Here is a 21287-nt window from a genome sequence, read left to right as displayed (position 1 = left end):
TCATGGTCGAGAGGAACGGGCCCGGAAAGATCTTTCCGGTACGGCCGGCGGTCAGCTCGCGCTGCAGGAGACCGTCGGCCAGGTCCGGTTGCCGTTGTGCTGGATCGTCACGCCCCAGTTGTTGCCATTGCCGTTGGGCCTGGCGGTCAGCACCTGGGCGCTGGGGTAGCTGGCGGTGATGTTCCACGTCGCGATGATCGCCGCCGGGGAGGGCACGTTCATCGTCACGGTCCAGTTGCCGGAGCCGCTGACGGCGACGTTCAGGTTGTAGCGGTCGCTCCACTGCTGACCCGCGGACAACGACGCGGTGCAGCCGCCGCCGGGGTTGCCGCCGCCGCCTCCTCCGGAAGAGGAGCCGTCCACCGTGATGTTGGAGTTTCCGCTGCTCTGATAGCCCTCCGTCGCGAGGATCATGTAGTCGTGGGTGCCCAGGTTCATCCCGTAGCGGGCCCATGCGTCGAAGTGGTTGCCGGCGGTGATGGTTCCGCCTGTCTTCTTCGACTGCCGGACGCTCCAGTACTGGTTGAAGGTTCGCGTGCCTTCGATGGAGGGGGCGTTGTACCGCGTCGTCTGGTAGATGTCGTACGTGCCGCCGTCGGTGGTGACCGTGCCCTTGTACGTGCCGGTGGGCCGGTAGGTGCCCCAGTTGTCGACGACGTAATACTCCACGAGCGGATTCCTCGTCCAGCCGTAGAGGGCCAGGTACGCGTTGCCGGACGGGTTGAAGCTGCCCGAGTAGTTCACGGTCCTGCGTCCGCCGGGGTTCCAGCCCTTGCCGGCGACGAAATTGCCGGTGTTGCTCCACGAGGTGCTGTAATTGCCGCCGGATCCCAGGTTCATGGACACCGAGCCGGGTCGGTCGGTCCAGAACGAGTAGAAGTAGCCGTTGTTGGTGCCGGTCTGGTTGGAGGTTATGGGGGCCGCGCTGGCGATGCCGGGCGGCATCACGATGGCGACGACCAGCGCCACGACCAAGGCGCAGGCACGGGCGATGAGCATGTGCTTCCTCCTCGCGACGGTTCCGAAATTATCGGAGTTGTGGCGAAAGTATCGGTGTGACTTCGTTGAGCTGTCAAAAGCCTTGTCAGTCACCAAGACCTCAGAGAGTCATCTGACCTGGTCGGCGGATGAGAGGCGCCGGTGAAAGTTTCGTGCACCCTCCGAAATGACGGTTTATTCGATGGAGGCGTGTTTCCTGCCGCTTGTACAGTGACTCCGGCCGAACGGGGGAGGGATCATGCGCGTGCACTATCCGCGTACCCCTCACCTGCCCTGGTCGCCCGGTGCGACCCCGGACGACGTGCGCGCGGGTGACCTGTCCGGGCTGCGCGGGCGCGAGGTCGTGGTCACCGAGAAGCTCGACGGGGAGAACACCACCCTGTACGCCGACGGGATGCACGCCAGGTCGCTGGACTCGGCCCACCATCCGTCCCGGGCGTGGGTGAAGGGGCTGCAGGGGCGGATCGGCGGACGGATCCCCGCGGGGTGGCGCGTGTGCGGGGAGAACATGTACGCCCGGCACTCCATCGCCTACCAGGGGCTGGAGAGCTGGTTCTACGGGTTCTCGGTCTGGGACGGCGATCGGTGCCTGGACTGGGATCGCACGGTCGCCTTCCTGCGTGGGCTGGGGATCCCGGTGCCGCCGGTGCTGTGGCGCGGCGGCTTCGACGAGCGGGCGCTGCGGGGGTTGCGGCTGGACCTGGACCGGCAGGAGGGCTACGTGGTGCGGGCCGCCGAGGGGTTCGGGCGGGAGGAGTTCGCGGGGCGGGTGGCCAAGTGGGTGCGGCCGCGGCACGTACGGACGGACACGCACTGGATGCACGCCACCGTCGTGCCGAACGCCCTGGGCCCGGCCGCTGCGCTGTGGTCGGTGCGCTCGGGCGCGGACCCCGACGTGGGCGCCCTGCTGACCGCGGTGGACCTGCCCGGCCCCGAAGCAGAAGGCGTGGCCGGGGAGGCGGCGCTCCCGGAGGCGGCGGCTCGCGAAGCGGCGGCTCGGCAAGCGGCGGCTCGGGAGGCGGTGGCCGAGGTGGCGGCGCGGCTGGACGCGATCGGCCGACGTGGAGAGGCCCGGCTGGCGGGTGTGCTGGCCGTGGCGTCGCATGCCATGCCGCGGGCCAGGCTGGCGGCGCGGCTGGCGGGGCCGTTGGGCATGAGGCCGGCGCGGCGGGTCGCGGACCTGGTCGGGCTGCACGGTGCGCTGCACCGCCCGTACCCGGACGAGGAGCGGCGGGCCGGGCTGGGGCGCATGGCGTTGGCCGCCGACCTGGGCGTGCTGCACGCCGTGGCGGCGGCCGTGCTGGCCGGGCGCGCGGACGACGAAAGTGTCCAGGCCCGCGAGCAGGTCGAATGGTCGGCCCTGCACGCCGAGGACGCCGGGCTGCTCGCCCCGCAGCCGCTGGAGCCGTTACGCGACGGCCTGCGCGAGGCCCTGGCCGGACTCGGCGCGGAGGCGGCCGACCGGTGCTGGGCGGAGGCCCGCGACTCCTGGGCCAGGGGACGCGTCGCGACGGTCGAGGAGGCCGTGGCGGCGACCTGGCGGTGGCGCTCCAGGCCGTTTCCCCGGCTGGTGCAGCTGGTCGGGCCGTCGGGCAGCGGGAAGAGCACGTTCGCGGCCGGACTGCCGGGGATCGACGCGTACCTGTCGCTGGACGACCTGCGCCAGGCCCGGGGCTCGCGGGCGGACCAGCGGGCCAACCGGGAGGTGCTCGGCGACGGGCTAGACCGGCTCGACGCCGCCCTGGCCGCCGGCGGCACCGTGGTGTGGGACGCCACCTCGCTCAACCAGCACCAGCGTTCCCTCGTCCACGCCGTGGCCCGCCGCCGCGACGCGCTGACCACGCACGCGGTCGTCCTGGTGGAGGAGGACGAGCTGCACCGGCGCAACGCCCGCCGCGCCCATCCGGTGCCCTCGCACGTGCTGGCCGCGCAGGCGCGCCGGTTCGTCCCGCCGTATCCCGGGCAGGCCCATCGCACCTGGTACGTCGGGGCGCACGGCACCGTCGACGACGTGGACGGAAGCTTGGAAGGGGCGGAGGCGTGATGCGTACCAGTGAGGAGATCTACCACCGGATCCGCTGGGACCCGCGGTTCGACCCGTCCCGGTTCGTCCTGGGAGTCGGCCAGCGGAACGCCGCCCCCAAGCGCGTCGCGCTGCCCGCCTTCACCCCGGGAGGCGACATCCCCTGGCACCGGGTGCTGTTCGTCGAGGCGGACGGCGAGCTGGTCTGGGACCGCGCCACGGGCCTGGACCGCGTCGACACCTGCGAGGCCGGCCGGGCACGCGACCCGCTCCGCCTGCGGCCGCCGTTCTTCACAGCCAGAACCCCGTACGCCTGGGCTCCGGCGGGCGGATGGCGCCCCGCCACCGGACAAGGGCGCTCCGGCCACGCGGCTCCGCGCGTGCTGACGTGGAACACGCTGTGGGACCGCTACGACAGCGATCGCATCGACACCGCCCGGCGCCGTCCCCTGCTCCTCGCGGCCCTGGAGGAGGCCGACGCCGACGTCATCGCCCTGCAGGAGGTCGAGCCCGCGCTGCTGTCGATGCTGCTGGCCGCCCCCTGGGTACGCGCCGGCTACACCCTCGGCACCGACCCGTACGGCCCGGACGTCGACGACAGCGGCCTGCTGCTGCTCAGCCGGCTGCCCGTACGGGAGGCGGCCCGGCACGAGCTCGGCCCGCACAAGTCGGTGGCCGCCATCGCCGTGGACACCGCCACCGGCGTCCTCGTCGTCGCCGCCACCCACCTGACCAGCGACCATTCCGGCGACGGCGCGGCCAGGCGGCGGGCCGAGCTGGTCAGGATCGCCGAGGGGCTGGCCGCCGTGGACGGCGACCTGATCCTGCTGGGCGACTTCAACGACGGCACGGACACCCCCGCGTCCACGCTCGGCCTCCGCGACGCCTGGACGGAGGCGCACGGACCCGACCAGACCCCCACCTTCGACCCCCACGCCAACCCGCTGGCGGCGCTCGCCTCCCTGTCCGGCCGCGCCTCACGCCTGGACCGGATCATGCTCCGCGGCCGGCCCCGGGTGATCTCGGCGGCCCTGCGCGGCGACACGCCCACCTCCGAGGGGCTGTACATCTCCGACCACTACGGGGTGGAGGCGGTCCTCGACCTCAAGGGTGCGGAGCCCGGCGGGGTGCTCGACGTGCCGCCGACGGCGCGGACGGCGGTGGCGTGGATACCGCCGCAGGAGCTGTGGCCGCCGATCCAGGCCGTCCGCCGCGCGCACGATCCGCAGATCGACCGCTGGCCGCCGCACGTCAACCTGCTCTTCGGCTTCGTGCCGGAGTCGGAGTTCGAGACGGCGGCGCCCCTGCTGGCCGCGGCGGCGTCCGAGGTCGAGCCCTTCACCGCCAGGCTGGAAGGGGTGCGTGCCTTCCGGCATCGCGACCACTCGACGGCCTGGCTCGACCCCGCCGCCGGCGACCCCGCGCCCTGGGCCCGCCTACGTCGCGCGCTCGAACGGCGCTTCCCCCGCTGCGAGGGACGCCCCGAAGGCTTCACCCCGCACCTGACGCTCGGCCGAACGGACGACCCGATCCGCCTGGCCGGGATGACGGCGCAGGTGGGAGAGCTGGTGCTGCTGTCGCGCCGCGCGGACGAGCCCATGCGCCCCCGGGCGCGCGTCGCCCTGGGCACGGGCGAGATCCGCTGGGTCGCCGAGCCCGCGACCGGCGGAGAGGAGCGGCGGAATGACCCGGCCGATCGGGTGGCCCGGCGGCTGGCGGAGGCGCTGCGGCCGGGCGTGGTGTCCGTCGCCGGATCCCGGCGCATGGGCTGCGAACTCCCCGGCGCGGACCTGGACCTGGTGGCCGCGCTGCCCGGCGAAACGGACATGGCCGAGGTCGAAGGCCGGGTGCGGGCCGCGCTGCCCGACGTCGCCCGGCTGCGCCAGGTGATCGGCGCGCGGGTGCCGGGCCTGCGGTTCCGTACGGACGGGCTGGAGGTGGACCTGACCGTGGTCCCCACCGGATCGCTGCCTCCCGAGCAGGCGCCGGCCCGCCGCGGCGAGCTGGGCGAGGCGGCCGCCATCGCCTTGAGCGCGGTCAGCGACGCGGACGCGATCCGCGCCGCCGTGGGCGGGCACCACGCCCGTTTCGCCGTGCTCGCCAGGCGGGTGAAGGCGTGGGCGCGGGCACGCGGCCTGGACTCGGCCCCGTTCGGCGGGCTGCCCGGCCTGGCCTGGACGGTCATGGCCGCGCACACCGTACGCGACAGCGGCGACCTGCCCGCCGACGAGCTGCTGAGCCTCTTCTTCAGCACGTGGGCCGCCTGGAACTGGCGTGACCCGGTCGCCCTCGGCCCCGCCCCGCCCCAGCCGGACCCGATCGCGGTGATGACGCCCAGCGCCCCCATCCGCAACTGCGCCCGCCAGGTCACCCCCGGCGGCCTGGACCTGCTCGCCCAGGAGCTCTACCAGGCCTGGGAGCTCACCGAGAACGGCCGCTCCGCCGAGCTGCTCGCACCGCCGCCCCTCCACCGGCGCCACGCCGCCTGGGCGGTGCTGACCGTACGCTCCGACGGCCCCGAGGAGCTCGACGCGACGCTCGGCCGCGTCAGAGGACGGATGCTGGACCTGCTCGCCGCCCTGGAGGAGGCCGGGATCCGGGACGTCCACGCCTGGCCGCGCCCGTTCGAGACCGGTCCCCGATCGACCCGGTACGCCATCGGGCTGGGCCGCACTCCCCCGCAGGCCGCGCGGCTCGGCGAGATCACCGGCCGCTGGGTCAGGGGCCTGCCCGGCGTCGCGGTCGAACGGGCCGAGTGCGGCGCCGTACCGACCCTGACCTGACGGTCAGCGGGAGGAGCGTCTGCGGTACGCCCAGCCGCCTCCCGCCGCGAGCGCCACGGCGCCCAGCGCCACCAGGGCGGCCACCAGCACGCCCGTGCGCCCGTCCGGACCGGCGGGCTCGGCGGCGACGGGCTCGGCGGTGGAGGTGTGGCGGACCCGGGTGGGGGTTCCCAGGGCGACGATCAGTTGCCTGGTGAGCCCCTCGTCGTCGTCACGCCGCAGCGGCCGGTCGCCGGCCGGCACCTGCTTGCTGCCCGAGCAGCTGGACGTGGTCAGCTCCTCGTCGCGCCCGCCGGCGAACACCAGGTGGCGGCTGCCCGCGGCGAAGTCGTACCCGCAGGCCGGCCCCTCCTTACGGGTGGAGACCCGGAACCACTCGCGGGCCTGCCCCTTGTAGACGTGGTCGGCGCGGAGGACGGCGATGACGTGCCCTCCGCCGCTCTCGTCCGGGCTCACGCCGACCCGCGTCACCGTGCCGGTGAACACGGCGACCGCGCCCTCCATCCGATCCTTCGGGGTCCGCTCCACACACTGGCAGGCGGACGCCGTGCCGCCGGTGAACACGACCAGCCCTGCCACGAGCGCGAGCAGGGCGAGAACGCGTGATGTCATGCCCTATTGACGTACCGCGGCGAAGATCGGTTCGCCATCGCCCGTGGCCCGGCCTCAGTACCGGCCTTGGCAGCCTCTGCAGCCGGGCGGCGGCACCGGCCGGGCATCGCTCCACCCCGTCCGCACGATGATCGAGGCCTGCGCCGGGAGGCCTTGCGGGAGGCCGGGCTGGGGCGCGACCAGCTGCACCGCCCACAGCCCGCCGCTCCCCGGGTCGATGACCAGCTGAGCGCGGATGACATCGTTGACGGGCAGCTGCAGGGTCACCCCTCGGCGACCCAAAGGATCGCGGACGTCGTCGACCACTCTGGCTCCGGGCAGGGCGGCCAGCATGCGGTAGGCCGCAGCCCGGGTGCCCGGGGTCGCCGGGACATCCGCGACGAGCCGGAGCCCCGCTTCCTGCACCCAGCCGTCCGGGCCCTTGTCGTAGCCGATCGGGACGTGCTTCAGGGCCTCGGTCCTGAGCGCGTTCGCCTCACGGGGAAGCGCGAGCAGCTCCTCCAAGGTCGGCTGCCACCCTGGCGCCAGCCTCAGAGACCTCTTCAGCGTGCGCTGCGGGTAGAAGCGCAGCTTGGGGTCGCAGTCCGGGGCGGGACAGAGCTTCGGGGAGCCCGCCCGCTTCCACGCCTCTGCGGCCGCGGCGTCGTAGGGTCTGGCCGAGACGGGTTCGTACCAGTTGTACGCGTCGTGGTTCCGCCCGAGGATGAGCACGTCCTTGCTGCGCTCCTCGACGAGGAAACCCTGCGGGCTCTTCGTCCGGATGACCTGCTCGGTCTCCAGCCGCCAGTAGCGGCCGCTGCCCTGGGGCTGCGCCGCGAGCTTGTCGGCTGCCGCGTTCAGGAGTTGCCCTGGGGTGGACGCGACCGGTTTCCGTCCCGCCGAGGGCGCCAGGAACGCGACCACGCCGATCACGACGACCACGGCCATCGCGGCGAGCGCGATCCCCCTCCAGCCGTACGCCGCCGGGCGCCGGCCGCGGGCCGGCCCGGCGGCCCGGGCGGCGCCGGCCGCGGCGAGCCGGGCTCGCGCGGCGGCGAGCTGCGCCGGCGAGAGCGGCGGCACGTCCGGCATCACCCGGTCGATGAACTCGAACTCCTTCATCACGCCTCCACCCCCAGCGCCGCACGCAGCTTGGTCCTGGCCCTGCTCAGCCGCGAGGCGACGGTTCCCTCGGCGACCCTCAACGCGGCGGCCACCTCGGCGTAGTCCAGCCCGCCGTAGGCCACCAGCAGCACCACGTCACGTTCGCCGGCCGAGAGCTTGGTGAGCGCCTTGGCCAGCCGCCCGACCGCCACCTCGGCGGTGAGCCGGTCGATCACCCGGTCATGCGGCCCGTCGTCGTCGGGCGGCGGCCCGGTTCTCGCCAGCGCGCGGTACCGGCGCACCTCCGTACGCCGGTGCCGCCCGATCAGGTTGGTCGCGATGCCGTACAACCACGGCCTGATCTCTCCGAACGACGGATCGAACGCCTCACGCTGATCGAAGGCGATCAGAAAGGTCTCGGCCGCGAGGTCCTCGGCCACGTCGAGGCCGACCCGGCGGCCGATGTAGCGGCGGATCTCCTCGTAGTGGGCGTCGAAGACCGCTTCGAACGCGTCAGGGGCAGTGATCACTCAAGGACTCCCGAATGAGATGGACATCCCTTCTTGCCCGCAGCGAGCCGCGTCTTCCCAGGAATTTTTCCATTTACGGGATCCGGTTTGTTTGTTAAGAAGGTTTATTAACGAATAGACCAGCCTAGCGAGGGACCCATGGCGCGCTCTCGGCTCATCCTCATCCTGTTATCGGCCTGTGCACTGCTGGTGAACGCGGGAGGTGTGGCGCTGGGCGCGGTCGCGCGGGCCGTACCGGCGACGACCGCCCTGACGGGATACAAGATCCAGTCCTCGGCGAAGGTGTCCGACTCCGGGGCCACGATCTCCACGCCCGGCTACGCGGCCACCGGCTGGTATCCGGTGGGCCCCCGCTCGACCGTGCTGGCCGGGCTGCTGCGGAACAACGTCTACCCGGACCCGTTCTACTCCACGAACATGCAGTCGATCCCGACGGCGGACTTCGACGTGCCGTGGTGGTACCGCTCCGACTTCACCCTCGGCGACGAGTCCGGGCTGCGGACCTTTCTCGACGTCAGCGGCGTGATCTCCAGCGCCGACGTGTGGGTCAACGGCACCCAGGTCGCCACCGCCGCCCAGGTGGCCGGGGCCTACACCCGCAACGAACGGGACGTCACCGCCCTGGTGCACCCGGGCGCCAACTCGGTGGCCTTCCGCGTCAACCCGAACAACCCCGACAACCACCTCACGATCGGCTGGATCGACTGGGTGCAGCTACCGCGCGACGACAACATGGGCATCTTCCGCGACGTCCTGATCAGGCGCAGCGCCGACGTCTCGCTGCGCGACGCGCACGTGATCACGAACCTCGCGGTGCCGGCGCTCGACCGCGCCGACCTCACCGTCAAGGTCGACGTCCGCAACGCCACCGGCAGCGCCGTGAACGCCACCGTCAAGGGGACGATCGGCTCGCTCGAGTTCTCGCAGGACGTGGCGCTGGCCGCGAACCAGACCAAGCGGATCACGTTCAACCAGACGCTGGTCGACCCGCAGGTGTGGTGGCCGCACACGATGGGCGCCCAGCCGCTCTACGACCTGAACCTCACAGCGACGGCCGGCGGCGTGGAGAGCGACACGCTGACCCAGCGCTTCGGCGTGCGCAAGGTGGAGTCGGGCAAGAACGCAAGCGGCCGCCGCTACTACAGGATCAACGGCAGGCCGATCCTGATCAGGGGCGGCGGCTGGTCCCCCGACATCTTCCTCCGCAAGAACCTGGGCTACCTGGAAGACAAGATCCGCTACGTCAAGGACCTGGGCCTCAACACGATCCGCGTCGAAGGCCACCTGGACACCGACGAGCTCTACGACCTGGCCGACAGGTACGGCATCCTGACCCTGCCCGGCTGGGAGTGCTGCGACAAGTGGGAAGGCTCCTTCAGCAGCTCCGACTACCCGATCGCCAAGGCGTCCATGCAGGCGGAGGCCACCCGGTTACGCAACCACCCCAGCGTGATCTCGTTCCTGATCGGCTCGGACAACCCGCCGCCGGCCCAGAAGGAGGGCAACTACCTCGACGCCCTCACCGCGGCCGAGTGGCAGCTCCCGATCGTGCCCGTGGCCTCCGACAAGTCCAGCCCGCAACTGGGCAACTCGGGCATGAAGATGCCCGGCCCGTACGACTGGGTGCCGCCGAGCTACTGGTACAACAAGCGCGAGGGCGGAGCGTTCGGCTTCAACTCCGAGACCGGCGCCGGCCCCGACGTCCCGACGCTCGACTCGCTCAGGCGCATGATGACCGCCGCACAGATCGACTCGCTCTGGCAGAGCCCGAGCGCGACGCAGTATCACCGCTCGCCGTCGAGCACCTTCGACGACCTGACCATCTATCACAACGCCCTCAGAGGCAGGTACGGCGTGCCGTCCGGCCTGACGGACTACATGAAGAAGGCGCAGCTCGCCCAGTACGAGGCGGTCCGAGCGCAGTTCGAGGCCTACGGCCGTAACTTCACTGACTCGAGCAACCCGTCCACGGGCGTCATCTACTGGATGCTCAACAGCGGCTGGTCCTCGCTCCACTGGCAGCTCTTCGACTACTACCTGGACCAGGGCGGCTCCTACTGGGGCGCCCGCGAGGCCAACAAGCCGTTGCACGTGCAGTACTCGTACGACAACAAGTCCGTCGTCGTGGTCAACTCCGGCATCTCGGCCGTCTCGGGCCTGACCGTCAAGACGGACGTGTTCAACATGGACGGGTCCGCCAAGTACACCAACACCGCGACGGTCAGCGTCCCCGCCGACGGGGGCAAGGCGACCGCGGTGACCGTACCGGCCGTCAGCGGGCTCTCGACGACCTACCTGGTACGGCTGACGCTGCTGCGCGGCGGCCAGGAGATCGACCGCAACGTCTACGCCCTGTCGACCTCGGACGACGTGATCGACTGGGCGAACAACGACTGGTACTACGTCCCGACCTCCCGCTACGCCAACCTGACCGGCCTCAACGGCCTGGCCCAGGCCCCCATCACCGCCACCGCCTCCACGCCCTCCGACGGCAGGGTCACCGTGACGATCAAGAACACCGGCACCGGCGCCGTTCCCGCCTTCATGCTGGACGCCGACGTGGTGGACGCGGCAGGCAAGCCCGTGCTGCCGATCCAGTGGTCGGACAACGCGATCAGCCTCTGGCCGGGGGAATCCAAGACCCTCACCGCCACGTACCGGGCCTCCGACCTGACCGGCTCGCCGAGCGTGCGGGTGGCCGGGTGGAACACCGCGACGCTCACCGTCCCGACCGGGCCGCCCGACACCCAGAGCCCGTCCGTGCCCGGCAACCTGCGCACCACCGGCAAGACCTCGTCCAGCGTCACGCTGGCCTGGGACGCCTCCACCGACGACGTCGGCGTCACCGGCTACGACGTCCACAACGGCACCGCCCTGGCCACGACGGTCACCGGCACCACCGCCACGGTCTCCGGTCTTGCGGCCGGCACGCCGTACACGTTCACGGTCAAGGCCCATGACGCGGCGGGCAACTCCTCAGGACCGTCGAACGCCGTCACCGAGACCACCGGCAGCGGCCCCGCCGTCCACCAGGCGGAGGACGCGACGATCTCGCAGGGCGTGGTGGAGTCCAACCACGCGGGCTACACCGGCACGGGGTTCGTGAACTACGACAACGTGACGGGCAGCTATGTGGAGTGGACGGTGAACGCCGCGACTGCCGGGCCGGTCACCCTGGAGTTCCGCTTCGCCAACGGCACCACGGCGAACCGGCCGATGGCCATCGCGGTCAACGGCACCTCGGTCACCCGCGACTTCAACGGCACCGGCGCCTGGACCACCTGGCAGACCGTCACCCTGATCGCCCAACTCGCCCAGGGGGTGAACAAGATCAGGGCCACCGCCACCACGTCGAACGGAGGCCCCAACGTCGACCGCCTCTCGGTGGGCTGACCTCACCGCTCAGCGCTCGGCCCGGCGCCGGAGCAGCTCGGCGGTGGCCTGGTCGGCGGGCAGGAACGCCTCCAGGTGCAGCTCGGCGAGCGTGACGTCGGTCGCCGTCGCGAACGAGGTCAGCGTGGTGATGAGGCGCAGCTCCCCGTCCGCCGAGGCCAGCCTCATGGGGACGGCGAAGCCGAGATGCTCGGGCCCGACCGGCGCCTGGGGGACGTACCCGGCCAGTTCGGCGACGAAGTCGTCGAGGCGCGGGTCCGGGCTCCGGCGGGCCCTGGCACGGAGGTTCTCGATGACGTGCCGGCCCCATTCGCCCAGGTTATGCACCCTGGGGCCCATCCCGTCCGGATGGAGCATGAGCCGCAGCATGTTGACCGGCGGTTCGAGCAGCTCGGGCGCCGCGCCCTCGGTGAACACCTCGACGGCGTCGTTCGCCGCCACCACCCGGCCGTACGGCGCGATGACGAGGGCCGGATACGGCAGGTGGCCGTGCAGGATCTGTTCGAGGGCGGCGCGGACCGGCCGCAGCGCCGACTCCTCCAGGCCCGACTCGGCGAACACCGGCGCGTAGCCGGCCGTGGTGAGCAGGTCGTTGCGCTCCCGCAGCGACAGCCCGAGCGACTCGGCCAGCCGGATCACGATCGCGCGCCCCGGCCGGGAGCGGCCGCTTTCGATGAAGCTCAGATGGCGCTGGGTCGTGCCGGCCAGCGTGGCCAGTTCGAGCTGGCTGACCCGGCGAAGCCCGCGCCAGCGTCGCAGCTCCGTGCCGACGCCGTTCTCCATGGTTGTGCTGCTCACCGCTCCGTTCTATCCGGTCTCCGTGCGGGCCCGCGATTCCCTCCAGGGAATTGCCGGCCGTCCTGGCCGCCCCGCACGATCGTGTCCACTCAAGCAGAGCCGGAAGGACATCAGATGAAGAGCTACCGCCTTGTGCCCGGAAGTGGCCTCGCCGGGCTGACGCTCCACGACCGCGACGAGCCCGAACCCGGGCGCGGGCAGATCGTGGTCAGGATCCGCGCCAACTCCATCGGGTTCCGCGACCTGCGGGTGCTGTCCGGGGAGTACCCGCTGCCGGTCACCCCCGGCGTGGTGCCCGGCTGTGAGGGAGTGGGAGAGGTCGTGGCGGTCGGCGCGGACGTCACCCGGGTCAAGCCGGGTGACCGGGTGGCGGCCACCGTCTTCCCGCGCTGGCTGGACGGCCCGTTCCGGCGCGAGGACGCCGCCCAGCTCGGCACCATGATCGACGGCGTGCTGACCGAGTACGCGCTGCTGAGCGAGGACGGCGTCGTGCACCTGCCCGAGCACCTGTCGTTCGAGGAGGCCGCGGCGCTGCCGCTGGCGGCGGTGACCGCGTGGAACTGCCTGACCTCCGGCGGCACCCCGCACGCCGGCTCCACCGTGCTGACCCTCGGGTCGGGCGCCGTGTCACTGTTCGTCCTGCTCTTCGCCAAGCTGGCCGGGGCCCGGGTCATCGTCACCACGTCCGGCCCCGCCAAGGCCGAGCGGCTGAGGGCCCTCGGGGCGGACGAGGTGATCAACTACCGGGAGAACCCGGACTGGTGGAAGGAGGTGCACGCGCTCACCGACGGCCGGGGAGCCGATCGCGTCGTCGACGCGACGGGGCCGCTGGAGCAGTCGCTGCGGTCCGTCGCGGCCGGCGGCGAGGTCGCCTTCGTCGGCTACTGGCTGTCCGGCGCCGAAGGGGCCGCCCCCATCGACCCCGCCACCCTGTTCATGGCCGGTTCGGTGCTGCGCCGGATCGCCACCGGCAGCCGGGCCCATTTCCTGGAGCTGAACCGGGCCGTCGAGGCGCACCGGCTGCGCCCGGTGATCGACCGGGTGTTCCCGTTCGAGCAGGTCCCGGACGCCTTCGCCTACTGCGAGTCAGGCGGCGGCTTCGGCAAAGTGATCATCAGCCACGCCTGACCCGCTCGCTCCGCAGGCCGAAAGCGCTGACCACGACGGCCAGGGCGACGGCGGCGATCGGCACGGCGAGCGCGGTGCGGTAAGCGCCGAGCAGGTCCCCCGCGTCCGCCACGGCGACGATCACCGTGGTGCTGCCCGCCAGCCCGAGCGCCGCGCCGAACTGGAAGGAGGTGTAGAGCAGCCCGCCGGCCAGGCCCTGCTCGCTCTCGTCCACGCCGTCCGTGGCGACGATGGTGAGCGGGCCGTACGCCAGGGCGAACGCCACCCCCAGGAGGATCATGGTGGGGAACATCGCGAGGTAGACGGTGTCCGTGCCGATGGGCAGGAACAACACGTACGAGAGCACGGCGAGCAGCAGCCCGGCCAGGATGACCCTCGCGTTGCCGAACCGGTTGACCAGCCGCGGGGTCAGGGTCGGGGCGAGGACGGCGTCCGCGCCGACCGCGAGCATGGCCAGGCTGGTCTGCAGCGAGGTCCAGCCGCGCACCTCCTGGAGATACAGGACGGCGATGAACTGGAAGCCGAAGAAGGCCCCGGAGAACAGCAGCCCCGCGAGGTTGGCGCGGACGAGCGGCGCGGAGCGCAGGATGCCCAGCCGCACCAGCGGCGCGGCGGAGCGGCGTTCGATCACCAGGAAGAGCGCGACCAGGGCCAGCCCGGCGACGAGCGCGCCGGCGGTCCACGCGGCGTCCACGTGGGCAGCGCGCTCGACGCCGAGCACCAGCAGCATGATGGCGGCGGTGATGGTGACCGCGCCCGTGACGTCCAGCTTCCGCTCCTGGGAACGTTCCATGGGACTGGCGGGGATCAGCGGCACCGCCAGGACCAGGATGATCAGGGCCAGCACGGCCGGCGCGAACAGCACCCAGCGCCAGTCAACGGCGGCGAGCAGGCCGCCGAGCACCAGCCCGAGGGAGAAGCCGCCGGCGGCGGTGCCGGAGTACACCAGGAGCGCCTGGTTGCGCCGCGGCCCCTCCTCGAAGCTCGTGGTGATGATGGACAACCCGGCGGGGGTCATGACCGCGGCGGCGACGCCCGCCACGAAACGGGCGGCGATGAGCATCCAGCCCTCGCCGGCCAGCCCGCCCAGTGCGGAGACGACGAGGAAGACCGCCAGCCAGGCCAGGAACATCCGGCGGCGGCCGAACAGGTCGGCCGCCCTCCCACCGACCAGCATGAATCCGCCGTAGCCCAGCACGTAGGCGCTGATCACCCACTGCAGCTCACCCGTGGACAGGCCGAGGTCGGCCCGGATGGCGGGCAGGGCCACGTTGAGCATCGCGACGTTGATCCCCTCGAGGAAGATCGCGCCGCACAGGACGAACAGCATCCCCCAGGCCTTGGGGGTCATGCGCAACGACGACGGCGAAGAAGAGTGCGTGGTTGTGGACACAGGAACGACTCCTATGGTTCTTTTTCGTAACAAAGGAATCTTGCGTGACCATGGGGAAGCAATGGAAGACGGCACTTCAAAGGCACTCGGTTACTGCACGGGAACCAAGGACGACGAGGTCATCCAGTGGGACACCCGGGCCGACTGCGACGTACGGAAGATCCTCGACCGCGTCGCGGACAAATGGTCGCTGCTGGTCATCGCCCTGCTCGACCGGCGTACGATGCGCTTCTCCGAGCTGCGCCGGGCCATCGACGGCGTCAGCCAGCGCATGCTCACCGTGACGCTGCGCCAGCTGGAGCGCGACGGGCTCGTGACCCGCACCGTCTATCCGGTGGTGCCGCCGCGGGTGGAGTACGAGCTGACCGCGCTCGGCTTCTCACTGCACGAGGTGATCAAGTCGCTGGTCGTGTGGACCGAGGAGCACCAGCGGGAGATCTCCGACGCCCGCACCGCGTACGACGAGAGGACGGCCGAGGAGGAGCGCCTGCTCCAGACCCCCGTGGCGCGCTGAGCTACGCCTCGGGGCCGAAGACCCCGGGATAGGCCCCGCCAGGCTCGGGATCGAGCCCTTTCCACAGCGCCCGCAGGATGTCGTGCAGCTGGGCCACCTGCTCGCCGGTGAGCGGGTCGAACAGGCGCCTGCGCACCTCCTCCACGTGCGCGGGCGCCGCCTGCGCGAGTGCGGCGAAGCCGTCGTCGGTCAGCTCCGCCATGGTCACCCGCCGGTTGTCCGGGTGTGGCGACCGTCGCACCCAGCCGCGCTCCTCCAGCCGCGCCACCGCGTGGGACAGGCGGCTGAGCGAGGAGTAGACCTGCGCGGCCAGGTCGGTCATCGACATGCGCCGCCCGGGGACCTCCGAGAGCGTCGCCAAGATCATGTAGTACGTGTACGGCATCCCGGCGTCGTGCTGCAGCTGCCGGTCGAGGGCGTCGCCGAGCAACCGGGTCGTCCACAGATACGCCCGCCAGGTCCGCTGCTCGCCGTCGTCGAGCCACCGTGTCTCCACGCCGCCCATCCTAGCTTGAACTCTCAACCTTTGAGGTGTAGCGTCCACACTTGAACGCTCAACCTTTAGGGAGAAATCATGAAAATTGGCGACTTCGAAGTGGGCAGCATCGGTTTCGGCGCCATGCGGCTGGCGGCCGACGGCACGATCTGGGAGGCGCCCGCCGATCGGGAGGGCGCTCTGGCCGTCCTGCGCCGCGCGGTCGAGCTCGGCGTGAAGCACATCGACACCGCCGACGCCTACGCCCTGGGCGCGAACGAGGAGCTCATCGCCGAAGCCCTGCACCCCTACGCCGACGACGTCGTGATCGCCACCAAGGGCGGCGTGACCCGGCCGAGCGTCGAGGAGTGGATTCCGCTGGGGCGCCCCGAGTACCTGCGCCAGCAGGCCGAGCTGAGCCTGCGCCGCCTGCGCCGCGACGCGATCGACCTGTACTACCTGCACCGCGTCGACCCCCAGGTCCCGCTCGCCGACCAGGTCGGCGCCCTGGCGCAACTGCGGAAGGAGGGCAAGATCCGCCACATCGGCCTGTCCGAGGTGACCGTGGACCAGCTCGAGGAGGCGCGCGGGATCGCCCCCGTCGCCGCCGTCCAGAACCTCTACAACCTCACCGACCGCACCCACGAGGAGGTCGTGGACTACGCCGGCAAGCACGGGATCGCCTTCGTCCCGTTCTTCCCGATCGCCGTCGGCGACCACGCGAAGGCCGGCGGCCCCGTGGCCACCGTGGCGGCCGAGATCGGGGCGACCCCCGCCCAGACCGCCCTGGCCTGGCTGCTGCGCCGCTCGCCGGCCATGTTCCCCATCCCCGGCACGACCTCGGTGGCGCATCTGGCGGAGAACGTCGCGGCGGCGGGTCTCACGCTGACCGACGAGCAGTTCGCCCGGCTGGACCGGGCGTCATAACCCTCCTGAACGGAGGCCGGGCTATGGAGCCGGTTTGACGTTCTTCATCGTGAAGTGCGAGGTGATGTTCCTGATCCGCGGGATGGTCATGACGTGGGTGCTGAGGAAGGTCTCGTAGGCGGCCAGGTCGGCGACGGCCACGCGGACGAAGTAGTCGGGGCTGCCGAACAGCCTTCGCAGCTCGATGACCTCCGCGGCCCGCGCCAGGGTCTGCTCGAAGCGTTCGACGGTCTCCGCGTCCTGGGCGTCGAGGGTGAGGTCGACCAGGACCTCGAACGAGCGGCCCACGGCGGTGGGATCGATGACCGCCCGGTAACCGCGGATGACGCCGTCGGCCTCCAGCCGCTGGACGCGCCGCAGGCACGGCCCGGGGGTGAGCCCGACCCGCTGGGCCAGCTCCACGTTCGTCAGCCGCCCGTCCCGTTCCAGCTCGGCGATGATTGCTCGGTCGGTCGTATCCATGAGAGAAGATTGCACTGTCGGCACCTCGATGAGCAATATTCGCAACCACATGTCGCGCGTTCTGCGAGACCATGGAGGGGTGCAAGATGTTGTTTCGCCCCAGATGACCGCTCCGCCCCCGACCACCCGGAAAGAGCAGATCGCCGCGGGGGTACGCGACTCCTTCTCCGCGGGGCTGGGGATCTTCCCGCTGGGCATCGCCCTCGGCCTGCTGGTCATCCAGGCCGGCCTCTCCTGGTGGCTGGCCCCCGCTCTGTCGTTGTCGGCGTTCGCCGGATCGCTCGAACTGCTGCTGGTGGGCATGATGGCCACCGTCACGCCACTCGCCGCCGTCGCGCTGACCGTCCTGGTGGTCAACTTCCGGCACGTCTTCTACGCCTTCTCCTTCCCGCTCGACCTGGTCAAGAACCGGCTGGCCAAGGCGTACGCCGTCTACGCGATGATCGACGAGGCCTACGCCGTCAACGCCTCGCTGCCCGCGGCGGAGCGCTCGGCGGCCCGGCTGCTGGCGATGCAGATCGCCTGCCAGACCTACTGGGTCGGCGGCGGCCTGGTCGGCGTGGCCATCGGCGCGGCGCTGCCCGCGCCGATCAAGGGCCTGGAGTTCGCCCTGTGCGCCCTGTTCACCGTGCTCACCCTGGACGCGTTCCGCTCCCGGCGGGAGATCCCCTCCGTGCTGCTGGCGGGGGCGAGCGTGGCCCTCGCGCTCGTCCTCACCCCGGGGGTCGCCATGTTCACCGCGCTGCTGCTGTTCGTGGCGCTGCTGCTGGTGCGGCACGCGCTCACCGCCCGCCGATCCACCCCGGAGGCCGCCGATGCCTAGCACCGCCTACCTCGTCGCCGTCCTCGCGATCGTCTTCGCGATCACCCTCGCGCTGCGCGCCGTCCCCTTCGCGGTGCTGCGCACGCTGCGCGGCTCGGCGATCGTGCGGCAGCTGTCGGTGTGGATGCCGGTCGGCATCCTCGCCATCCTCGCCGTGACCGCCCTGCACGGCACCATCGCGGCCGAGCCGCGCGCGACGCTGTACGCGCTGCTCGCGGTCGCCGTCACCGCGGGGGTCCACCTCGCGTTCGGCCGCCGTACGATCCTGAGCGTCGGGATCGGCACCGCGGCCTACGTCGTCCTGGTCAACGCCTTCTGACCCGCGCCCTCAGAGGTCGTTCAGCGCGCAACTCCGGACAACCCCGGCACGCGGGATCGCCCCGCGAGGAGCTGCCTCGCGGGGCGACGGATGCCGATGCGGCGGCAGACCTCCTACTCGTCGTCGTCATCCGGAGGGACCGGAGCGGGCGGGATCACGGCCGGGGCTTGCGCCACCGCGGCGGCGCCGGCCGTACCGGTCGATGGAGCGGAGAGCGAGACCGAGCCGATGAGCACGGACGCCGCCAGGGTGGCGGCGACGAGCAGACGTTCGAGCATCAGAGATCACTCCGTGAGGTGATGAGGGCCCGGCTGATGCGGGCTGACGGAGCGTCGACATGGGTTCCCGGGAAGCGCCAGTACGGCGCATGAAGCACTTCTCACGCTAGCGGGCGCGGCCCGCGGCGTCTCCCGGCCGGAGGCAAAGCCTTCCCCAGGCCCGACCCCGGCCGAAGGCGCCGCGCCCGCGCGACCCTGGCCCGTTCGGAGGCGCCGCGCCCGCGCGGCCCCGGCCCGTTCGGAGGCGCCGCGCCCGCGCGGCCCCGGCCCGTTCGGAGGCGCCGCGCCCGCGCGGCCCCGGCCGATTCGGCGGTGCCGGCCCCGCCCTTCCCCGGCCCCCGGCGGTGGCCGGCGGGCCGGGGAGTGCTCAGGGCTTCTCCTCGAGGAACCGTACGAGGTCCTTGCGCTCGTTCTTGCCGTTGAGGGTGAGAGGGAAGAAGGGCAGGACGCGGCAGATCGCGGGCACCTTCGCGGGCTCCAGCCGCTGCGCCAGCTCGCGCAGGACCACGTGGGGGGCGAGGTCGCCCTCGACGAGGATCGCGAGATCGTGCCGCTCGCCCGGAGGCAGCACCGCGGCGGCCCGGACGCCCGGGATGTCCATCGCGGCGGCCTCGATCTCGATGGTGCTCATCCGGGTGCCCTTGCGCTTGAACATGTCGTCGCGCCGGCCCTCGAAGTAGAGGTAGCCGTCCTCGTCGAGGAAACCGTAGTCGCCGGTGTGCAGGCGGGTCTCGCCGGTGGCCTCGTCGCGGCGGTAGACGCGGGCGGTCAGTTCGGGGGCGCGCCAGTAACCCGCCATCACGTTGGGCCCGGCCACCACGATCTCCCCGGTCTCACCGGCGGGCAGCGGCGAGCCGTCGTCGCCGAGGATCAGCACGCGGGTGCCGGGCAGGGGGCGGCCGACCGAGTCGGGGCGTTCCCGCTCCAGCTCCGGTTCCATGATGGTGACCCGCTTGCACTCGGTGACCCCGTACATCCGCACCACCCGGGCGCCGGGGAAGCACTCGCGCAGGCCCTCGATGGTCGAGGCCGGCAGGGCGGCGCCGGTGCTGGTGAACATCCGCACGCTGGGCACGGAGCCGGGGGCCCGCCTGCCCAGGGTCGTGAGCATGGCGCCCAGCGAGGGCACGATCGGCACGACGGTCGCGCCGCACTCCTGGAGCTGGCCCAGCAGCGCCAGGTCGGACCCTTCGCCCGCCAGCACCAGCTCGGCGTGGCCGAGGGCGGACAGGAAGATCTGGTAGAGCCCGTAGTCGAAGGACATCGGCGACCGGCAGAAGACGACGTCCCCCGGGCGGTAGCCGAGCACGGCGTTGATGGCCGACGCCGCGAACGTCACCTGCGCGTGCGGGCCCACCACCGCCTTGGGCGCCGCCGTGCTGCCCGAGGTGTACATCAGGACCGCGACGTCCTCCGGCCGGACCTTGGCCGGCCCGCCCGGGACGGGGCGCCCGGCGAACGCCTCCACTTCCTTCCAGAGCTCGTCGATCCCGTAAACGGGCACGTCGGCGGTCTCCCGCAGTGCCTCGCCGGCCCCGATGACCAGCTTGGGCTCGGAGTCCTCCATGACGGACCGCAGGTGGTACGCCTTCATCCCCGGGTTCAGGGGCACGAAGACGACGCCGTGCCGCGATGCGCCGTAGAGGATGGGGACGGTCTCGCGCAGATTGGGCAGCTGCACGATGATCCGGTCGCCGGGTTCGACGCCGGCGGCCGCCAGCCAGGCGGCGAAAGCTCGGCTGAGCTCGACGACCCGCCGATAGCTCCAGCCGCCGCGGGCGTCGCGCACCGCGGTCCCGTCCGGATTCATGGCGGCCGCCTCGTCCAGCAGTTCGTGAATGAGCCGCGGCCGCGGAGAATACGCCGTGGAATTCAACCCGTTCAATATGTGCCTCCCGCCTCGAGCCGGGGAAAGGAATTTCTCCGGCAGCCGGGACGCATGCGCGTGCCACCGGAAGCCGGCCAGGCCGATTCCGAAGCTACGCTCGGGCCCCGGCGAGCTGACCCCCTATACCCCCCCTATCTAGGGGTGCCCCTGCCGCGTAGGCCCCCGGATCCGTCGGGCCCCACCGGCTCTCCCGACCGCGACCAGGGCGGCGGGCCCGGTCCGGCGATCATCGTAGGGGGGCGGCCAACTCACGCCATAGATGATCTTGGAATTCTGTGCAATGTTCACAACCCCGAGGGCGGGGAGGACTGTTCACCTGCGGGGGTTTCCGGAGATTCCAGATGCGACAACATCGCAAGAGGAGCGGTCGCGGCCGATTACCGACGGCCCATTTGGTACGTTCCAGAAAACGGCCACCCGAAAAGAGACGGGCTTCATCGCCCCAGTTGAGCACCCTTGCGGCGGAGAATCACCCGGCCCGTGGTTTACGGCTATTGGCATTCCGGACTACAGTGATCCACGCCTGTCCGGAGCCGCCCCGTCAAGGCGGCCTTTCCTTGACTCGGACCGGCGCATAACATTACCGTGACGGTTTGGCGCCCGTTTGCGATTCGGTCGGGGTGCAAGGTCTGCGGGACGGTGTGTTTTCGCAGCACACCGGCGACGCAAGCCGCTGATACGCATGATGGAGACGTGGCCGCACATGTTACAGGAATTCACGGGCACCGGCGAGAGCGCGAAAGGCGCTGCCGTACTCAATCTTTATCGGATTGTCAGTGAAATCGCGGTGAACCACGGGAAACCCGTCCCCGCGTCGCCGGGCCTGTTTTCCCTGCCGGGCGGCCGCGCCGCCGGAAGG

Annotated in this window: 18 protein-coding genes; 8 read left to right on the top strand and 10 right to left on the bottom strand. The window is 71.6% G+C overall.

Annotation, left to right across the window (positions count from 1 at the left end; all coding sequences use genetic code 11):
* Positions 1 to 51 precede the first annotated feature (51 nt).
* Complete coding sequence (locus ACIBI9_RS00130; RefSeq protein WP_397219697.1) at positions 52 to 999, bottom strand: glycoside hydrolase family 11 protein; 948 nt, start codon at positions 997 to 999, stop codon at positions 52 to 54.
* 238 nt (positions 1000 to 1237) lie between these two features.
* Here ACIBI9_RS00130 and ACIBI9_RS00125 point away from each other — a divergent pair, with 238 nt between their 5' ends.
* Together ACIBI9_RS00125 and ACIBI9_RS00120 are read left to right on the top strand one after the other, a co-directional pair.
* A complete protein-coding gene (locus ACIBI9_RS00125; protein ID WP_397219696.1) occupies positions 1238 to 3043 on the top strand; it encodes an RNA ligase family protein in 1806 nt (601 codons plus the stop codon).
* Positions 3043 to 5805, top strand: coding sequence for a poly(A) polymerase (locus tag ACIBI9_RS00120; protein ID WP_397219695.1), 2763 nt, complete (start codon positions 3043 to 3045; stop codon positions 5803 to 5805). The genes ACIBI9_RS00125 and ACIBI9_RS00120 overlap by 1 nt, the downstream gene beginning before the upstream one ends.
* Before the next feature lie 3 nt (positions 5806 to 5808).
* Here ACIBI9_RS00120 and ACIBI9_RS00115 read toward each other — a convergent pair whose 3' ends face one another.
* From ACIBI9_RS00115 to ACIBI9_RS00105, 3 genes are read right to left on the bottom strand one after another with little or no spacing between them, the layout of a single operon-like run.
* Complete coding sequence (locus tag ACIBI9_RS00115; RefSeq protein WP_397219693.1) at positions 5809 to 6417, bottom strand: hypothetical protein; 609 nt, start codon at positions 6415 to 6417, stop codon at positions 5809 to 5811.
* Between the two features lie 54 nt (positions 6418 to 6471).
* The gene (locus ACIBI9_RS00110; protein WP_397219692.1) at positions 6472 to 7518 is read right to left on the bottom strand and encodes a CU044_5270 family protein; all 1047 of its coding nucleotides are present in this window, start codon (positions 7516 to 7518) and stop codon (positions 6472 to 6474) included.
* On the bottom strand, positions 7518 to 8030 hold the full coding sequence (locus ACIBI9_RS00105; RefSeq protein ID WP_397219691.1) for an RNA polymerase sigma factor: 513 nt from the start codon (positions 8028 to 8030) through the stop codon (positions 7518 to 7520). Before ACIBI9_RS00105 ends, ACIBI9_RS00110 begins: the two co-directional genes overlap by 1 nt.
* 138 nt (positions 8031 to 8168) lie before the next feature.
* Between ACIBI9_RS00105 and ACIBI9_RS00100 the strand changes: the two genes are divergently transcribed.
* Positions 8169 to 11423 carry a glycosyl hydrolase 2 galactose-binding domain-containing protein gene (locus ACIBI9_RS00100; RefSeq protein ID WP_397219690.1) on the top strand — a complete coding sequence of 1085 codons (3255 nt, stop codon included), beginning with the start codon at positions 8169 to 8171 and terminating at the stop codon, positions 11421 to 11423.
* 9 nt (positions 11424 to 11432) lie between these two features.
* Here ACIBI9_RS00100 and ACIBI9_RS00095 read toward each other — a convergent pair whose 3' ends face one another.
* A complete protein-coding gene (locus ACIBI9_RS00095; protein ID WP_397219689.1) occupies positions 11433 to 12221 on the bottom strand; it encodes a helix-turn-helix domain-containing protein in 789 nt (262 codons plus the stop codon).
* Between the two features lie 114 nt (positions 12222 to 12335).
* On the opposite strand from ACIBI9_RS00095, the gene ACIBI9_RS00090 reads away from it, so the two are divergent.
* Positions 12336 to 13349 carry an NAD(P)-dependent alcohol dehydrogenase gene (locus ACIBI9_RS00090; RefSeq protein WP_397219688.1) on the top strand — a complete coding sequence of 338 codons (1014 nt, stop codon included), beginning with the start codon at positions 12336 to 12338 and terminating at the stop codon, positions 13347 to 13349.
* Here ACIBI9_RS00090 and ACIBI9_RS00085 read toward each other — a convergent pair.
* Positions 13336 to 14742 carry an MFS transporter gene (locus ACIBI9_RS00085; protein ID WP_397219687.1) on the bottom strand — a complete coding sequence of 469 codons (1407 nt, stop codon included), beginning with the start codon at positions 14740 to 14742 and terminating at the stop codon, positions 13336 to 13338. The genes ACIBI9_RS00090 and ACIBI9_RS00085 overlap by 14 nt on opposite strands.
* A gap of 61 nt (positions 14743 to 14803) precedes the next feature.
* On the opposite strand from ACIBI9_RS00085, the gene ACIBI9_RS00080 reads away from it, so the two are divergent.
* A complete protein-coding gene (locus tag ACIBI9_RS00080; RefSeq protein WP_397219686.1) occupies positions 14804 to 15256 on the top strand; it encodes a winged helix-turn-helix transcriptional regulator in 453 nt (150 codons plus the stop codon).
* Position 15257: 1 nt separating this feature from the next.
* On the opposite strand, the gene ACIBI9_RS00075 is transcribed toward ACIBI9_RS00080, so the two are convergent.
* Positions 15258 to 15752, bottom strand: coding sequence for a MarR family winged helix-turn-helix transcriptional regulator (locus ACIBI9_RS00075; RefSeq protein ID WP_397219685.1), 495 nt, complete (start codon positions 15750 to 15752; stop codon positions 15258 to 15260).
* A gap of 78 nt (positions 15753 to 15830) precedes the next feature.
* Between ACIBI9_RS00075 and ACIBI9_RS00070 the strand changes: the two genes are divergently transcribed.
* Positions 15831 to 16658, top strand: coding sequence for an aldo/keto reductase (locus ACIBI9_RS00070; RefSeq protein ID WP_397219684.1), 828 nt, complete (start codon positions 15831 to 15833; stop codon positions 16656 to 16658).
* A gap of 21 nt (positions 16659 to 16679) precedes the next feature.
* Here the strand turns inward: ACIBI9_RS00070 and ACIBI9_RS00065 are convergent, their stop codons facing one another.
* On the bottom strand, positions 16680 to 17120 hold the full coding sequence (locus tag ACIBI9_RS00065; protein ID WP_397219683.1) for an Lrp/AsnC family transcriptional regulator: 441 nt from the start codon (positions 17118 to 17120) through the stop codon (positions 16680 to 16682).
* A gap of 103 nt (positions 17121 to 17223) precedes the next feature.
* Between ACIBI9_RS00065 and ACIBI9_RS00060 the strand changes: the two genes are divergently transcribed.
* Positions 17224 to 17943 (top strand): AzlC family ABC transporter permease, encoded by a 720-nt coding sequence (locus tag ACIBI9_RS00060; RefSeq protein WP_397219682.1) that lies wholly within the window; start codon positions 17224 to 17226, stop codon positions 17941 to 17943.
* A complete protein-coding gene (locus ACIBI9_RS00055) occupies positions 17936 to 18262 on the top strand; it encodes an AzlD domain-containing protein (protein WP_350742493.1) in 327 nt (108 codons plus the stop codon). Before ACIBI9_RS00060 ends, ACIBI9_RS00055 begins: the two co-directional genes overlap by 8 nt.
* A gap of 113 nt (positions 18263 to 18375) precedes the next feature.
* Here the strand turns inward: ACIBI9_RS00055 and ACIBI9_RS00050 are convergent, their stop codons facing one another.
* Positions 18376 to 18540: a hypothetical protein gene (locus ACIBI9_RS00050; RefSeq protein WP_397219681.1), complete on the bottom strand. Its 165-nt coding sequence runs from the start codon at positions 18538 to 18540 to the stop codon at positions 18376 to 18378.
* 367 nt (positions 18541 to 18907) lie between these two features.
* Positions 18908 to 20416: an AMP-binding protein gene (locus ACIBI9_RS00045; protein ID WP_397219680.1), complete on the bottom strand. Its 1509-nt coding sequence runs from the start codon at positions 20414 to 20416 to the stop codon at positions 18908 to 18910.
* Positions 20417 to 21287: the final 871 nt, after the last annotated feature.

It is taken from the genome of Nonomuraea sp. NPDC050451, from assembly GCF_044458585.1.
The sequence above is the reverse complement of the archived record's forward strand: the minus strand, read 5'-3'. Positions and strand labels throughout refer to the sequence as shown.

Excerpts from the sequence above, each read along its gene's own strand:
- ACIBI9_RS00130 (WP_397219697.1), bottom strand. The coding sequence starts at position 999 with ATGCTCATCGCCCGTGCCTGCGCCTTGGTCGTGGCGCTGGTCGTCGCC.
- ACIBI9_RS00125 (WP_397219696.1), top strand. The coding sequence starts at position 1,238 with ATGCGCGTGCACTATCCGCGTACCCCTCACCTGCCCTGGTCGCCCGGT.
- ACIBI9_RS00120 (WP_397219695.1), top strand. The coding sequence starts at position 3,043 with ATGCGTACCAGTGAGGAGATCTACCACCGGATCCGCTGGGACCCGCGG.
- ACIBI9_RS00115 (WP_397219693.1), bottom strand. The coding sequence starts at position 6,417 with ATGACATCACGCGTTCTCGCCCTGCTCGCGCTCGTGGCAGGGCTGGTC.
- ACIBI9_RS00110 (WP_397219692.1), bottom strand. The coding sequence starts at position 7,518 with ATGAAGGAGTTCGAGTTCATCGACCGGGTGATGCCGGACGTGCCGCCG.
- ACIBI9_RS00100 (WP_397219690.1), top strand. The coding sequence starts at position 8,169 with ATGGCGCGCTCTCGGCTCATCCTCATCCTGTTATCGGCCTGTGCACTG.
- ACIBI9_RS00090 (WP_397219688.1), top strand. The coding sequence starts at position 12,336 with ATGAAGAGCTACCGCCTTGTGCCCGGAAGTGGCCTCGCCGGGCTGACG.
- ACIBI9_RS00080 (WP_397219686.1), top strand. The coding sequence starts at position 14,804 with ATGGAAGACGGCACTTCAAAGGCACTCGGTTACTGCACGGGAACCAAG.
- ACIBI9_RS00070 (WP_397219684.1), top strand. The coding sequence starts at position 15,831 with ATGAAAATTGGCGACTTCGAAGTGGGCAGCATCGGTTTCGGCGCCATG.
- ACIBI9_RS00065 (WP_397219683.1), bottom strand. The coding sequence starts at position 17,120 with ATGGATACGACCGACCGAGCAATCATCGCCGAGCTGGAACGGGACGGG.
- ACIBI9_RS00060 (WP_397219682.1), top strand. The coding sequence starts at position 17,224 with ATGACCGCTCCGCCCCCGACCACCCGGAAAGAGCAGATCGCCGCGGGG.
- ACIBI9_RS00055 (WP_350742493.1), top strand. The coding sequence starts at position 17,936 with ATGCCTAGCACCGCCTACCTCGTCGCCGTCCTCGCGATCGTCTTCGCG.
- ACIBI9_RS00050 (WP_397219681.1), bottom strand. The coding sequence starts at position 18,540 with ATGCTCGAACGTCTGCTCGTCGCCGCCACCCTGGCGGCGTCCGTGCTC.